General features: G+C 65.3%; 13 protein-coding genes. All 13 read left to right on the forward strand.

All coding sequences use genetic code 11. The annotated features are described in order from the left end of the window. Nucleotides 1-264 precede the first annotated feature (264 nt). From mraZ to ACI48I_RS10380, 13 genes are read left to right on the forward strand one after another with little or no spacing between them, the layout of a single operon-like run. The gene (gene mraZ / locus ACI48I_RS10320) at nt 265-693 is read left to right on the forward strand and encodes a division/cell wall cluster transcriptional repressor MraZ (protein ID WP_193686993.1); all 429 of its coding nucleotides are present in this window, start codon (nt 265-267) and stop codon (nt 691-693) included. Between the two features lie 7 nt (nt 694-700). Next, on the forward strand, nt 701-1663 hold the full coding sequence (gene rsmH / locus ACI48I_RS10325; protein ID WP_498574528.1) for a 16S rRNA (cytosine(1402)-N(4))-methyltransferase RsmH: 963 nt from the start codon (nt 701-703) through the stop codon (nt 1661-1663). Further along, a complete protein-coding gene (gene ftsL / locus ACI48I_RS10330; protein ID WP_193686991.1) occupies nt 1660-1932 on the forward strand; it encodes a cell division protein FtsL in 273 nt (90 codons plus the stop codon). The genes rsmH and ftsL overlap by 4 nt, the downstream gene beginning before the upstream one ends. Continuing rightward, nucleotides 1929-3704 carry a peptidoglycan D,D-transpeptidase FtsI family protein gene (locus tag ACI48I_RS10335; protein ID WP_193686990.1) on the forward strand — a complete coding sequence of 592 codons (1776 nt, stop codon included), beginning with the start codon at nt 1929-1931 and terminating at the stop codon, nt 3702-3704. The genes ftsL and ACI48I_RS10335 overlap by 4 nt, the downstream gene beginning before the upstream one ends. After that, nucleotides 3704-5224 (forward strand): UDP-N-acetylmuramoyl-L-alanyl-D-glutamate--2,6-diaminopimelate ligase, encoded by a 1521-nt coding sequence (locus ACI48I_RS10340; RefSeq protein ID WP_498574115.1) that lies wholly within the window; start codon nt 3704-3706, stop codon nt 5222-5224. Before ACI48I_RS10335 ends, ACI48I_RS10340 begins: the two co-directional genes overlap by 1 nt. Nucleotide 5225: 1 nt before the next feature. Continuing rightward, the gene (locus ACI48I_RS10345) at nt 5226-6596 is read left to right on the forward strand and encodes a UDP-N-acetylmuramoyl-tripeptide--D-alanyl-D-alanine ligase (protein ID WP_498574116.1); all 1371 of its coding nucleotides are present in this window, start codon (nt 5226-5228) and stop codon (nt 6594-6596) included. Then, on the forward strand, nt 6597-7766 hold the full coding sequence (gene mraY / locus ACI48I_RS10350) for a phospho-N-acetylmuramoyl-pentapeptide-transferase (protein ID WP_193686987.1): 1170 nt from the start codon (nt 6597-6599) through the stop codon (nt 7764-7766). It begins immediately after the preceding gene. A gap of 3 nt (nt 7767-7769) precedes the next feature. Then, nucleotides 7770-9266: a UDP-N-acetylmuramoyl-L-alanine--D-glutamate ligase gene (murD, locus tag ACI48I_RS10355; RefSeq protein WP_193686986.1), complete on the forward strand. Its 1497-nt coding sequence runs from the start codon at nt 7770-7772 to the stop codon at nt 9264-9266. After that, nucleotides 9266-10483 (forward strand): putative lipid II flippase FtsW, encoded by a 1218-nt coding sequence (gene ftsW / locus ACI48I_RS10360; protein WP_193686985.1) that lies wholly within the window; start codon nt 9266-9268, stop codon nt 10481-10483. Before murD ends, ftsW begins: the two co-directional genes overlap by 1 nt. Beyond that, nucleotides 10483-11574 (forward strand): undecaprenyldiphospho-muramoylpentapeptide beta-N-acetylglucosaminyltransferase, encoded by a 1092-nt coding sequence (gene murG / locus ACI48I_RS10365; protein ID WP_498574117.1) that lies wholly within the window; start codon nt 10483-10485, stop codon nt 11572-11574. Before ftsW ends, murG begins: the two co-directional genes overlap by 1 nt. Nucleotides 11575-11576: 2 nt before the next feature. Next, nucleotides 11577-12974, forward strand: coding sequence for a UDP-N-acetylmuramate--L-alanine ligase (gene murC / locus ACI48I_RS10370; RefSeq protein WP_498574118.1), 1398 nt, complete (start codon nt 11577-11579; stop codon nt 12972-12974). 5 nt (nt 12975-12979) lie between these two features. Beyond that, a complete protein-coding gene (locus ACI48I_RS10375) occupies nt 12980-13927 on the forward strand; it encodes a D-alanine--D-alanine ligase (RefSeq protein ID WP_193688813.1) in 948 nt (315 codons plus the stop codon). A gap of 4 nt (nt 13928-13931) precedes the next feature. Further along, nucleotides 13932-14759 carry a cell division protein FtsQ/DivIB gene (locus ACI48I_RS10380; RefSeq protein WP_193686982.1) on the forward strand — a complete coding sequence of 276 codons (828 nt, stop codon included), beginning with the start codon at nt 13932-13934 and terminating at the stop codon, nt 14757-14759. The last annotated feature ends 9 nt before the right edge of the window (nt 14760-14768 follow it).

Below are 14768 nucleotides of genomic sequence, written 5' to 3' on the forward strand. Positions count from 1 at the left end.
CCAGATGAGGTAAGACATTCACACTTGAGCCTAAGTGCTTAATTTTCCGAGAGATTTTGTCGTGAGACTGCTTGAGCGATGCGTGCTAAGTCCTTCATTTCATTAGCAAAATCCAGATTTTTCCTACCGGAATTCGCTTGACCAGTAACAACGCTTCCTCTAAAGTGGGAAACAGTGTGAAAAAGTGCAGTTTTGTGGGAGAAGTTCAGGTCTCCCGGCGCGCAAAACAACTAAACTGATAACTCTCCAAAGCTAGGTACCTACGTGTTTCAAGGCGCGTCAGCGATCAATCTCGATGCGAAAGGCCGGATGTCGATTCCGGCAAAGCATCGTGACGCCCTCGCGCTGCAATGCGAAGGCCGCCTCACGCTGACCCGCCACCCGCACGGCTGCCTGTTGCTGTTCCCGCGTCCCGTCTGGGAAACCCACCGCGACCAGATCGCCGCCTGGCCCATGTCGGCACGCGCGTGGCAGCGCATTTTCCTCGGTAACGCCTGCGATGTCGAGATGGACAGCGCCGGCCGCGCCCTGATTTCCCCCGAACTGCGTGCCGCCGTCGGCCTGGAAAAAGAAGTGATGATGCTCGGCATGGGCAGCCACTTCGAGATCTGGGACGCCGCCAAGCTGGCCGCCGATGAAGCATCCGCCGTTGCCGGCGGCATGCCCGATGTTCTTTCCAATTTCTCTTTCTGAGGCACGGATGACGATTGCCACTCCGGTGCCCGAATTGCAGCATCGCACGGTGCTGCTTGATGAAGCGGTCGATGCGCTCGACCTGACGGGCGCTCGTGCCTCGGGTCTCTATATAGATGGCACCTTCGGCCGCGGCGGCCACAGCCGCCTGATCCTGTCACGCCTGGCACCGGACGGTCGCCTGGTTGCCTTCGACAAGGACCTGCAGGCGATCGCCACCGCGCAGCAGATCACCGACCCACGCTTTTCGATTGTCCACGACAGCTTCGCGACCATGGGCACGGCACTCGCCGCCCAGGGCGTGACGCAAGTGGACGGCATCCTGCTCGACCTGGGCATCTCCTCGCCCCAGGTCGACGACGCCACGCGGGGCTTCAGCTTCCGCAACGACGGCCCGCTCGACATGCGGATGGACACGACACGCGGACTCTCGGCCGCCGAATGGATAGCCACGGCGACCGAACAACAACTGGAAAAGGTTATACGTGATTATGGGGAAGAACGGTTTGCTTTTCAGATTGCAAAGGCGGTTGTTGCTCGCCGGGCAATCGAGCCAATTTCAGGCACACGCCAGCTTGCCGCAATCGTGGCAGACGCGGTCAAGACTCGGGAAAAAGGCAAGGATCCGGCCACCCGTACCTTTCAGGCTATCCGGATTTTCATCAATAAAGAGCTTGAGGACCTCGAGGCAGGGCTGACGGCTGCCTACGCCATGCTCGCGCCCGGCGCCCGCATGTCCGTGATCAGCTTCCACTCGCTCGAAGACCGCATGGTCAAGCAATTCCTGGCCAGCAAGGCCAAGGTGCCGCAGCCGGACCGGCGCCTGCCGATCCGCGCCGTCGACCTGCCGCAGCCGCAGATGAAGCTGATTGCCAAGATCAAGCCATCCGGCGAAGAAGTCTCCGCCAACCCGCGCGCCCGTTCGGCGGTGCTGCGCGTGGCCGAGCGGCTGGAGGATGCGGCACGATGAGCAACAAGCTCAACATCCTGCTGGCGGCCGGCCTGATCGCCTGCGGCCTGACCCTGGTTAACGCGCGCTACCAGGCGCGCCACCTGTTTATCGAACTCGAGCGCCTGCAGCAGCAGTCGCGCCAGCTCGACATCGACTGGGCCCAGCTGCAGCTGGACCAGTCCACGCTCGGCAAGAACGAGCGCATCGAGCAGATCGCCCGCACCAACCTGAACATGACCCCGCTGACCCCGGCGCGCACCCAGTACCTGACGGAGGGCGCGCGATGAAGCGCGACAAGCCCTTCACCACCGGCCGCGTCGCCGCGGCCAAAGGCATGGCCTTCTCGAAGAGCCCGGTGCTGGCCGTGCGCCTGCCCGACTGGCGCTCGCGCGTGATGCTGTTCGTGCTGTTCGCGGCCTTTGCCGCGCTCGGCCTGCGCGCGCTCTGGCTGCAGGGCATGTCGACCCAGTTCCTGCAAAAGCAGGGCAAGAGCCGCTACGAGCGCACGCTCGAGCTGCCCGCCACGCGCGGCAAGATCATGGACCGCAACGGCGAGGTGCTGGCCTCGTCCCTGCCGGTGAAGGCCGTCTGGGCGATCCCGGAAGACGTGCTGGCCTCGCCGCCGGAAAAACTGAGGGAACTGGCGCGCCTGCTCGAGATGCCGGAATCGGAACTGCGCAAGAAGCTCGACTCCGACCGCACCTTCGTCTACCTGAAGCGCCAGGTCGAGATGGACGTCATCGCGAAAATCGAAAAACTTAAAATCTCGGGCCTCGATACGCGCAAGGAATACAAGCGTTTTTATCCGCAGGGCGAAGTCATGACCCACATGGTCGGCTTCACCAACGTCGAAGACGTGGGCCAGGAAGGCATGGAGCTGGCGCAGCAAAAATCGCTGGTCGGCGCGGTGGGCAGCCGCCGCGTGATCAAGGACCGCCTGGGCCGCATCGTCGAAGACCTGGGCTTCTCGCGCGAGCCGCACGACGGCAAGGACCTGACCCTGTCGGTCGACAGTAAACTCCAGTACATCGCCTTCACCAGCGTCAAGAATGCGGTCGAGAAGTTCAACGCCCAGGCCGGCGGCGCCGTCGTGCTCGACGTGCAGACGGGCGAAGTGCTGGCCATGGCCAACTACCCGAGCTACAACCCGAACGACCGCTCCAAGCTCACCGGCGAGCAGCTGCGCAACCGCGTCATCACCGACACCTTCGAGCCCGGCTCGACGATCAAGCCGGTGACCGTGGCGCTCGGCCTGGAAACCAAGCGCATCACGCCGAACACCGTGTTCGACACCTCGCCCGGCCGCATCACGATCACGGGGAAGACCATCCGCGATACCCACAACTACGGCGTGCGTACCGTGGGCGGCATCATCCAGAAGTCGTCGAACATCGGCGTGGTGAAAATCTCGCAGCTGATCCCGCCGCAGGAAATGTGGGAGATGTACACCAAGCTCGGTTACGGCCAGGCCCCGCGCTTCGGCTTCCCCGGCCCGACCGCCGGCCGCGTGCGTCCATGGAAGTCCTGGAAGCCGATCGAATACGCGAACATGGCCTTCGGCCACGGCCTGTCGGTGTCGCTGCTGCAGATGGCGCGCTCCTACATGATCTTCGCGCGCAACGGCGACATCATCCCGCTGTCGTTCGTCAAGATGGACGAACGGCCGGTCGGCCAGCAGGTCATTTCGCCGAAGACCGCGGCCCAGGTGCGCACCATGCTCGAATCGGTCGTCAGCCCGGAAGGCACGGCCTCGAAGGCGCAGGTGCCGGGCTACCGGGTGGGCGGCAAGACCGGTACCGCCGAAAAGATCGTCAACGGCCATTACTCGCGCACCGACAACATCGGCTATTTCGTCGGCATCGCGCCGATGTCGAAGCCGCGTTTCATCATCGCCGTCATGGTCGACAACCCGCGCGGCGCGCTGCGCACCGGCGGTAGCGTCGCAGCGCCGACCTTCGCCGACCTGGCAGCGAACGCCCTGCGGGCCCATAACATTCCTCCGGATTCGTCGGTCACCGACATCATCATTCCGGAAGAGCCACTCGAGGAGAGTTGGTGATGACGCGTAGCCTGCACGATATCTGCAAGTGGATCACTGCCGCCGCACCGGGCGGCAAACTCGTTTCCGACTCGCGCCAGGTTGTACCGGGCGACGTCTTCTTCGCCTATCCGGGCGAAACCGCCGACGGGCGCCGCTTCATCGCTTCGGCAGTCGCGAACGGCGCCGCCGCCGTCGTCTTCGAAGCGCGCGACTTCGCCTGGGACGAGGCAATCGTGGTGCCGCACCTGGCCGTGCCGGACCTGAAACCGCAGGCCGGCCTGATCGCGCACGCCGTCCTCGGCCAGCCCGACGCCGACATGTTCACCGTCGGCGTGACCGGCACCAATGGAAAAACCTCGTGCGCCGTCTGGCTCGGCCAGGCCTTCGCAAGGCTCGGCGAGACGGCCGCCGTCATCGGCACCCTCGGCGTGGCCATGTACAAAGGGCGCGGCGAACCCGAGTTCGACGTGACCGGCTACACCACGCCGGACGCCGTGCTGCTCGCGAGCCGCCTGGCTGCCGTGCGCGAAGCGAAGGCACGCTCGCTGGCGATCGAAGTCTCGTCCATCGGCCTGGTCGAAGGACGCCTGGCCGGCCTGCATTTCGACGTCGCGATCTTCACCAACCTGACGCGCGACCACCTCGACTACCACGGCGACATGGAGACCTACGAGGCGGCCAAGCTCAAGCTGTTCGAATGGCCCGGCCTGCAGACCGCCGTCGTCAACCTCGACGATCCGGCCGGCCAGCGCCTGGTGGCACACCTGCGTGCGACCAATCCCGCGCTGGCGATCACCGGCTACACGCTGCACGACGCGGCCACCCAGCCGGCGATCGAGGGCGTGACCATCCTGCGCGCGTCCAATAAACGCAGCCGTCCGACGGGAGCCGAATTCCAGCTCGAGGCGCCCCAGGGTAGCCAGCTGGTGAAAACCCAGCTGGTCGGCCGCTTCAACATCAGCAATGCGCTGGCCGTGCTGGGCGCGCTGCTGGCCAAGGGCGTCGAGCTGCCGCGCGCGGTCGAGGCGATCGAAGCCTTGCAGCCGGCCCCGGGCCGCATGCAGCAGGTCGGCGGCCAGGACGCGCCGCTGGTCGTGATCGATTACGCCCACACACCGGACGCGCTGGAAAAAACCCTGCACGCGCTGCGCCAGGTTGCGGACGAGCGTGGCGGCCAGCTGTGGTGCGTGTTCGGCTGCGGCGGCGACCGCGACCCGGGCAAGCGTCCGCAGATGGGCGCCGTCGCGCAAGCTGCCGACCAGGTCATCGTCACCAGCGACAACCCGCGCAGCGAAGAACCGGGCGCGATCATCGCCCAGATCGTCGCGGGTATGGATAAAGAACATCAGGCGATCGAGGACCGCGCCACCGCGATCCTGGCCGCCGTCAAGCAGGCGAATAAACAGGACGTGATCCTGCTGGCCGGGAAGGGCCACGAGCCCTACCAGGAAATCAAGGGCAAGAAGCTGCCGTTTTCCGACGCCGACCACGCCGCGCTGGCGCTCAGTGCGCGGCTCACCATGATGAGGAATAACTAGCATGCGCGGTTCGCTCGCACATCTGATCGCATCGATGCCTGGTTCTCAGCTGATTGCTGACGCCAGCTTCGACAGCGTCTCGACCGACAGCCGCACGGCGAATGCCGGCGCGCTGTTCGTCGCATTGCGCGGCGAAACCTTCGATGCCCACGACTTCCTGCCGCAGGTCGCCGCCAACGGCGCCGCCGCGGTCGTCGCCGAACGCCTGCCGGAAGGCTGGACCCTGCCGGCCATCCTCGTGCCGAACACCCTGACGGCGCTCGGCCAGATCGCGAATCAATGGCGCCGCCAGTACGCCATTCCCCTGATCGGCGTCACCGGCAGCAACGGCAAGACGACGGTCAAGGAAATGATCGCCGCGATCCTCGCCGCCGCGTTCGGCGAAGCCGCACGCCTGGCCACGCAGGGAAACCTGAACAACGAGATCGGCGTGCCGCTGACCCTGATGCGCCTGGAAGCCTCGCACCGCGCGGCCGTCGTCGAACTCGGCATGAACCATCCGGGCGAGATCGGCCGCCTCGCCGCCATCGCCCAGCCGACCGTGGGACTGGTGAACAACGCCCAGCGCGAGCACCAGGAATTCATGCACACGGTGGAAGCGGTGGCGCAGGAAAACGGCTCCGTACTGGCCGCCTTGCCGGCGGACGGCGTGGCCGTCTATCCGGGCGACGACGTCTATACGTCCCTCTGGCAGGGCCTGGCGGCGCACTGCCGGAGCATGACTTTCGGCCTTTCCGACGCCTGCGACGTGCGCGCGAGCTACGCCAGCACGGGATTCGGTAACAATTTGAAAGTAACGACGCCGGGCGGCGCGTTTGAACTGAAACTGGCAGCCGCGGGCGAGCACAATGTACGCAACGCGCTGGCGGCGATTGCCTGCGCGCTGGCGGGCGGCATCGAACAAAGCGTCATCGTGCGCGGCCTGGAAGGTTTTACCCCGGTCGGCGGGCGCCTGCAGCAAAAGCGCGCCGCGAACGGCGCGCTGGTGATCGACGACACCTACAACGCCAACCCCGACTCGATGCGCGCCGCGATCGATGTGCTGGCAGCCTATCCGGCACCGCGCATCCTGGTCATCGGCGACATGGGCGAGGTGGGCACGCAGGGCCGCGAATTCACCGAAGAGATCGGCGCGTATGCGCAAAGCCGCGGCATCGAGACGGTGCTGGCGACGGGTGAGCTCTCGCGCCATCTGGCGGCGAGCGGCGCACATTATTTCGAGCAGTTTGAGGATGTTTTGGCAGCACTGGACAAGGAACTGGGCGGCAATTCTGATGCAACTGTGTTGGTGAAGGGCTCGCGTTTCATGAAGATGGAACGCGTGGTCAATCACCTGACTGGATCCACACACACTGGCAAGGACGCCCACTAAATGCTTCTCTGGCTCGCCCAATACCTGCAGGACTACATCGGTCCGATGCGTGTCTTTAACTTCATCACCTTCCGCGCGGTGTTCGCCACGATCACCGCGATCGCGCTCGGCCTGTTTACCGGCCCGGCCGTGATCCGCAAGCTGACCGAGATGAAGGTCGGCCAGGCCGTGCGCACCCAGGGTCCGCAGACCCACCTGAAAAAACACGGCACCCCGACCATGGGCGGCGTGCTGATCCTGATTTCGATCGCCATCTCCACGCTGCTGTGGTGCGACCTGTCGAACCGGCTGATCTGGCCGGTGCTGATCGTCACGCTCGGCTTCGGCGCCGTCGGCTGGGTCGACGACTACCGCAAGGTCGTGTACCAGGACCCGGAAGGGATGCGCTCGCGCGAAAAATATTTCTGGATGTCGCTGGTCGGCCTGACTGCCTCGCTGTATCTCGCGTTCTCGGTGTCGGCCAAGACCCCGTGGGGCGTGGCCCAGCTGTTCGTGGCCTGGGTACAGTCGGGCTTCTCGATGGACCTGCCGCCCAAGGCCGACCTGATCGTCCCCTTCTTCAAGACCATCAGCTATCCGCTGGGCGTCTGGGGTTTCATTGCGCTGACCTATTGCGTGATCGTCGGCTCCTCGAACGCAGTCAACTTCACCGACGGCCTCGATGGCCTGGCCATCATGCCGACCGTGATGGTCGGCGGCGCGCTGGGACTGTTCGCTTATCTCACCGGTAACGTCACCTACTCGAAATACCTGTTCATCCCGCACATCGCCGGCGCCGGCGAACTGCTGATCTTCTGCGGTGCGATGGCGGGGGCAGGGCTGGCCTTCCTCTGGTATAACGCGCACCCGGCGCAGATGTTCATGGGCGACGTCGGCGCGCTGGCGCTGGGCGGCGCGCTCGGCACGATCGCCGTCATCGTGCGCCAGGAAATCGTCCTGTTCATCATGGGCGGCGTGTTCGTGGCCGAAACGCTGTCGGTGATCATCCAGGTCAGCTGGTTCAAGTACACGAAAAAACGTTACGGCACCGGCCGCCGCGTCTTCCTGATGGCGCCGCTGCACCACCATTTCGAACAAAAGGGCTGGAAGGAGACCAAGGTCGTGGTCCGCTTCTGGATCGTGACGATGGTCCTGGTCCTCGTCGGCCTCTCTACCTTGAAACTGCGCTGATCGATGAACTACGAAGGCAAACTCGCACTGGTATTGGGGCTCGGGGAATCCGGGCTCGCGATGGCGCAATGGCTCGCCCGTTGCGGCGCGCGCGTGCGCGTGGCCGACACGCGCGCCGAGCCGCAACGCCTGCCGGCGCTGCGCGAAGCCGTGGCCGATGCCGAATTCGTCCACGGCGAGTTCACGGCCGCGCTGCTCGACGGCGTCGATTTCGTGGCCGTCAGCCCCGGCCTGGCGCCGAACAAGGAACTGGCCGAGATCACGCCTGCCGCGCAAGAGAAGAACATTCCCGTCTGGGGCGAGATCGAGCTGTTCGCGCAAGCGCTGGCCGCCCTGAAGGCGGAGCGTGCGTACGCGCCGAAAGTCATCGCGATCACCGGCACCAACGGCAAGACGACCGTCACGAGCCTGACCGGCCTGCTGTGCCGCCGCGCCGGTTTCGAGACCCGCGTGGCCGGCAATATCAGCCCGGCCGCGCTGGACGTGCTGCGCGAAGCCCTTCATGAGGACAAGCTGCCGCAGGCCTGGGTGCTCGAACTGTCCAGCTTCCAGCTGCACACCACTTACTCCTTGAACGCCGATGCGGCGACGGTGCTGAACATCACCCAGGACCACCTCGACTGGCACGGCGACATGGCCGCCTACGCCGCCGATAAAGCCCGCATCTTCGGCGCCGACACCACCCGCGTGCTGAACCGCGACGATGCCATCGTGATGGGCATGGGCGCACCGAATGTGCCGCAGATTACCTTCGGCACCGGCGAACCGCAGGAAGCGGGCAGCTTCGGCATCGTCAACGAGCGCGGCGTGCTGTGGCTGGCCACCGCGCTGGCCGGCGAGGCGAGTGAGAAAAAATTAAAAAAAGGCGAGGTCGCCGAGCCGGTCGAAACGACGGTGAGCCGCCTGATGCCGGCCGACGCCCTGAAAATCCGCGGCCTGCATAACGCCTCGAACGCGCTCGCCGCCCTGGCCCTGTGCCGCGCCGCCGGCCTGCCGCTGGCGCCCTTGCTGCACGGCCTGCGGGAATACGCGGGCGAGCCGCACCGCGTCGAGCTGGTCGCTTCCATCGACAACGTCGACTACTACGACGACAGCAAGGGCACGAATGTCGGCGCCACCGTCGCCGCCTTGCTCGGCCTCGGCAAGGCCTTTACCGGCGAAGACCAGCAGATCCTGCTGATCGCCGGCGGCGACGGCAAGGGCCAGGATTTCAGTCCGCTGGCCGAGCCCGTCTCGCGCTACGTGCGCGCCGTGCTGCTGATCGGGAAGGACGCGCCTGCCGTGAAGGCCGCGATCGAACCTTCCGGCGTGCCGTGCTTCGACCTCGACGACCTGCCGCAGGCGGTGCGCCGCGCCGCCGGCCTGGCGCGCGCAGGCGACAGCGTGCTGCTGTCCCCGGCCTGCGCCAGCCTCGACATGTTCACGAACTATGCGCACCGCGCACAGGTGTTCGTCGACGCCGTGCGCGAGATCGCGCTCGAGAAGGGGCAGGAGATCTGATGGCTTTCCAGATTCCCTTCAAATTCTCCGGTTCCGCCAGCGACGCGGCCATCGCCGAGCGCTCGCGCCCGTCGAAGATGATGGACTACGACCAGCCGCTGGTCTGGGTCACCGTGATCCTGATGCTGTTCGGGATGGTGATGGTGTATTCGGCCTCGATCGCGCTGCCGGACTCGCCCAAGTTCGCCTACCTGACCGGGCGCCATGAATACTTCCTGTTCCGCCAGATGGCCTTCATCGCGGCGGCGCTCCTGTTCGGCTATATCACCTTCCGCATCCCCATCGCCTCCCTGCAAAAGCTGGCGCCGCTGATGTTCGTCGGCACCCTGGTGCTGTTGATGCTGGTCCTGATTCCGGGCGTCGGCGTGGTGGTGAACGGCGCGCGGCGCTGGCTGTCGCTGAAAGTCTTCAACCTGCAGCCGTCCGAGATGATGAAGATCGTCGCCGTGCTGTACGCCGCCGACTTCACGGTGCGCAAGCAGCAGTACATGCACAAGCTGACCAAGGGTTTCATGCCGATGGCCTTTGCGATCGGCGTGGTCGGCATGCTGCTGCTGCTTGAGCCCGACCTCGGCGCCTTCGGCGTCATCGTCTGCATCGCCATGGGCATCCTGTTCCTGGGCGGCTTCAACATGATCTGGTTCGGCGGCATCGGCGCCATCCTGGTGATCATTTTTACGTCCATCATCGCGCTGTCGCCATTCCGCCGCGCGCGCATGTTCGCCTACCTCGACCCGTGGCAGGAAGACAATGCGCTGGACAAGGCCTATCAATTGACCCACTCGCTGATCGCCTTCGGGCGCGGCGAGATCGGCGGCGTCGGCCTCGGCAACAGCGTCGAGAAGCTGCACTACCTGCCGGAAGCGCACACCGACTTCATCATGGCCGTGATCGGCGAAGAGCTGGGCCTGGTCGGCGTGCTGGTGACGCTGGCGCTGTTCTACTGGATCGTCAAGCGCGCCTTCGACATCGGCCGCCAGGCGATCGCCCTCGACCAGTTCTTCGCGGGCCTGGCTGCGAAAGGCATCGGCATCTGGATCGGCGTGCAGACCTTCATCAACATGGGTGTGAACCTGGGCCTGCTGCCGACGAAAGGCCTGACCTTGCCGCTGATGAGCTATGGCGGTTCGGGCGTCGTCATCAACTGCATCGGTCTCGCGATCCTGCTGCGCATCGACTACGAGAACCGTGTGCTGATGCGGGGAGGGCGCCTGTGATGAATAAGCCTGTGAAGCAGCTCATGATCATGGCAGCCGGCACCGGCGGCCACATCTTCCCCGGCGTAGCGATCGCCCAGACCATGCGCGAGCGCGGCTGGAACGTCAGCTGGCTCGGCACCGCGCACGGCATGGAGCGCGAGTTCGTGCCGAAGCACGGCATCGAGATGGACACCATCGACTTCGCCGGCCTGCGCGGCAAGGGCATCCGGCATACCCTTACTGGCGCCATGAAAATGGCGGCCAGCTTCGGCGCCTGCCTGCGTTACCTCGGCAAGCGCAAGCCGGACGTGGTGCTGGGCATGGGCGGCTATGTCACCGTGCCGGGCGGCCTGATGGCGCGCGCGCGCGGTATTCCGCTGGCCCTGGTGAATGCCGACGCGGCCCTGCTGTTGTCGAACAAGACCCTCAGCCCGATCGCCCAGCGCGTGCTGTTCGGCTTCCCGGCCGATTTCGGCAATGCCGCGGGCAAGGCTGTCGTCACCGGCAATCCGGTGCGCCAGGCGATCCTCGCGCTGCCGCTGCCGGCCACGCGCTTCGACGGCCGCAGCGGTCCCTTGCGCGTGCTGGTGGTCGGCGGCAGCCTGGGCGCGAAGGTGCTGAACGACAGCGTGCCGGCGGCGCTGGCCCGGATCGACGCCAACGTGCGCCCGATCGTGACCCACCAGTCGGGCAAGAAGAATATCGACGCCCTGCGCGCGGCCTATGCGCAGGCGGGCGTGGAAGCGAACGTGGTCGACTTCATCGACGACATGGCGGCCGCCTACGCGCAGGCGGATCTGGTGATCTGCCGCGCCGGCGCGATCACCGTGTCGGAACTGACGGCGGCCGGCGTGGCCAGCGTGCTGGTGCCGTTTGTCGCCAGCACCACCAGCCACCAGCGCGACAACGCGGTCTGGATGGCGAAACAAAAAGCGGCGATCCACCTGGAGCAGGGAGAGCTGTCGGCGACGAGCCTGGCGCAGCTCCTGATGTCGACCACGCGTGCCGACTGCCTGGCGATGGCCCAGGCGGCGCACGGGGTCGGCAAGCGCCATGCAAACGAGGAAATTGCGGACGTGCTCGAACAACTGATAAAGAATAAAAAATAAGAATGAAACACAAGATCAAACACATTCATTTCGTCGGCATCGGCGGTAGCGGCATGAGCGGCATCGCCGAAGTCCTGCTGAACCTCGGCTATAAAGTCTCGGGCTCGGACCTGGGCAGCAACGCGGCCAGCGCCCGCCTGAAGGACCTGGGCGCGCGCGTTTACCTCGGCCACGCGGAAGACAACATCATCGGGGCCGACGCCGTCGTCACCTCGACCGCGGTGAACGAAGCCAACCCGGAAGTGATGGCCGCGCGCGCCGCGCAGATTCCGGTGGTGCCGCGCGCGATCATGCTGGGCGAACTGATGCGCCTGAAGCGCGGCATCGCGATTGCCGGCACCCACGGCAAGACGACGACGACCAGCCTGGTCGCATCGGTACTGGCGCAGGGCGGGCTCGATCCTACTTTCGTCATCGGCGGCAAATTGAACAGTGCAGGTGCGAATGCGAAGCTGGGTACCGGCGACTACATCGTGGCCGAAGCCGACGAGTCGGACGCGTCCTTCCTGAACCTGACGCCGATGATCGAGGTGATCACCAACATCGACGCCGACCACATGGAAACCTACGAACACGACTTCGAGAAGCTGAAGGCCGCGTTCGTGAATTTCACCCATCGCCTGCCGTTCTACGGCCGCGTGATGATGTGCATCGACGACAAGCACGTGCGCTCGATCCTGCCGCAGGTGACGAAGCCCGTCACGACCTACGGCTTCGCCGAAGACGCGCAGGTGCGCGCAATGGATGCCCATGCGGACGGCGTGCACATGCATTTCACGGTGCGCCAGGACGGGTACCCTGACACCAGGTTCGTGCTGAACCAGCCGGGCATGCACAACGTCCTGAACGCCTGCTCGGCGATTGCCATCGCACGCGAGATCGGCATCGACGATACCGCGACCGCGCAGGGCCTGCTGGAATTCCGCGGCGTCGGCCGCCGCTTCACCCGTTACGGCGAAGTGGCGCTCGAAGGCGGCGGCAGTTTTACCCTGGTCGACGACTTCGGCCACCATCCGGTCGAGACCGAGGTGACCCTGGCCGCCGCGCGCGCCGCCTATCCGGGCCGGCGCCTGGTGCTGGCTTTCCAGCCGCACCGCTACAGCCGCACGCGCGACCTGTTCGAGGACTTCGTCAAGGTGCTGAGCGCCCCTGACGTGCTGCTGCTGTCGGAAGTGTATCCGGCAGGGGAAGCCCCGATCGTGGCGGCCGACGGCCGCGCCCTGGCGCGCTCGCTGCGCGCCGGCGGCAAGATCGAACCGATTTTCGTGGAAACCATCGCCGAGATGCCGGCCGCGATCCTCCAGGCAGTCAAGGACGGCGACGTCGTGCTGACCATGGGGGCGGGCTCGATCAGCGGCGTTCCCAACATACTGACTTCTGAACAAAAGGTAGCATCGTGAGCGACATCATTACCAACTTCGGCAAGGTCGGCGTCCTGTACGGCGGCCGTTCGGCCGAGCGCGAAATTTCCATCCTGTCCGGCACCGGCGTGCTGCAGGCCCTGCAAAGCCGCGGCATCGACGCCCACGGCTTCGACCCGGCCGAGCGGACGCTGGCCGAGCTGGCCGCCGAAAAATTCGACTGCGTCTTCATCGCGCTGCACGGCCGCTACGGCGAAGACGGCAGCCTGCAGGGCGCCCTCGAACAGCTCGGCATTCCCTACACCGGCAGCGGCGTCATGGCGTCCTCCGTCGGCATGGACAAGATCACCACCAAGATCATCTGGCTGTCGAAAAACATCCCGACCCCGCGCTACGCCACCGTCGCCCCGGGCGACGACCTGGATAAAGTCGTTGCCGAACTGGGCCTGCCGCTGATCGTCAAGCCGCCGCTCGAGGGCTCGACCATCGGCATCACGAAAGTGGAAAAGGCCGAAGAGTTCGAAGCTGCCGTGGCCCTGGCCGCCGGTTTCGACGAAGTCATCCTCGCCGAGGAATTCGTCACCGGCCGCGAGTTCACGGTCGCCGTGCTCGGCACCGGCAAGCATGCGCGCGCGCTGCCGATCGTCGAGATCGTGGCTCCGCAGGGCAACTACGACTACCAGAACAAGTATTTCACGGACGACGTCCAGTACCACTGCCCGGCGCAGCTGCCGGATGCACTGACTGCCGAGATCCAGAAGCACGCCGTGGACGCCTACCGCGCCCTCGGCTGCGAAGGCTGGGCCCGGGTCGACGTGCTGGTGCGCGAGAGCGACATGCGGCCGTTCCTGTTGGAAGTCAATACTTCGCCGGGCATGACGGGCCACTCGCTGGTGCCGATGGCGGCGCGCGCGGTGGGCATCAGCTATGAAGACCTGTGCGTCGAGATCCTGCGTTCGGCGCGCTGCAAGATGGTAAAGGCACAAGGCTAAAAGAATGTGGCATGACGTACGCGCCCTCAACGCCACCGCCAGCACGCTGCTGGCGGCGACGCTGCTCGCCGGTATCGCGAGCGGCGTGTGGTGGCTGTCGCAGCGGCCGATGTTCACCTTGCGCGAAGTGCGCATCGAGAGCCTGTACAAGATCGACCTGAAGCACGTGAACGAACTGACGGTACGGAACAGCGTCCTTGGCAAGATCCGCGGCAATTTCTTCACGACGGACCTGGAGCAGGTGCGCACGACCTTCGAGGCCGTGCCCTGGGTACGCCGCGCAACGGTGCGCCGCGAGTGGCCGAACGGCCTCATCGTGGAAGTGGAAGAGCACGAAGCGCTCGGCACCTGGGGCGAAGGCCGCCTGCTGTCGGTGAAGGGCGATGTATTTACCGCCAATATCGCCGAGGCCGACGACGACCACGAACTGCCGGCCTTTGTCGGACCCGCCGGCAGCGAGAAGGATGTGCTGGCGCGCTTCTCCGAATTGCGCTCGTGGTTCGCGCCGGTGAAACTGGTGCCGCAGGAACTGGCGCTGTCCTCGCGTTACGCCTGGACCGTCAAGCTGGACAACGGCATGAGCGTGGAGCTCGGCCGCGAGCAGGACAAGAACACCGTCAAGGCGCGCGTGCAGCGCCTGGTCGGGGTCTACCCGCAGCTGGTCGCCCGGCTGCAGGAAGGCCGCATCGATACGATCGACATGCGCTACCCGAACGGGCTGGCGCTGTCCTCCGCGGCCTTGACTGTGCCGACGGATGCCACCAAGCCTGTAAAGGCCGCGGCGAAGAAGAAAACAAAAACTCCGACTAACAAGCCAACAAAGCAAATCTAAGCAGGCGAG

Source organism: Massilia sp. LXY-5, assembly GCF_059801075.1.